General features: G+C 44.8%; 1 protein-coding gene. It reads right to left on the bottom strand.

Translation table 11 applies throughout. From position 1 onward, the window contains the following. Positions 1-159 (bottom strand): LysR family transcriptional regulator (locus NR195_RS22760; RefSeq protein WP_256844935.1); only part of this gene is annotated, 159 nt, incomplete at its 3' end. Positions 160-270 lie beyond the last annotated feature (111 nt).

Genomic DNA, 270 nt, shown 5'->3' with positions numbered 1-270 from the left:
GAACAGCTTTAATCCCAGAAAATCTTCCAGCGATTTAATCTGATGGCTGACGGCAGCCTGGGTGACAAACAGCTCTACAGCGGCTTTTGTAAAGCTTAAATGGCGTGCTGCGGCATCGAATACCCGCAGTGCATTAAGGGGAGGAAGACGTTTTGACATGGTTTTCCGTAGCCAGCCTGGCAAAAAATACGCGAACTAATACAAAGGCATTACGTATTAGAATTTATAATCCGAGACATTATAAATTGTCCGTTGAGGAAGCTCCAGCAA

Origin of the sequence: Pantoea sp. Ft-CA_14 (assembly GCF_024520875.1) — a bacterium.
Taxonomy (GTDB): domain Bacteria; phylum Pseudomonadota; class Gammaproteobacteria; order Enterobacterales; family Enterobacteriaceae; genus Pantoea; species Pantoea agglomerans.
The sequence above is the reverse complement of the archived record's forward strand: the minus strand, read 5'-3'. Positions and strand labels throughout refer to the sequence as shown.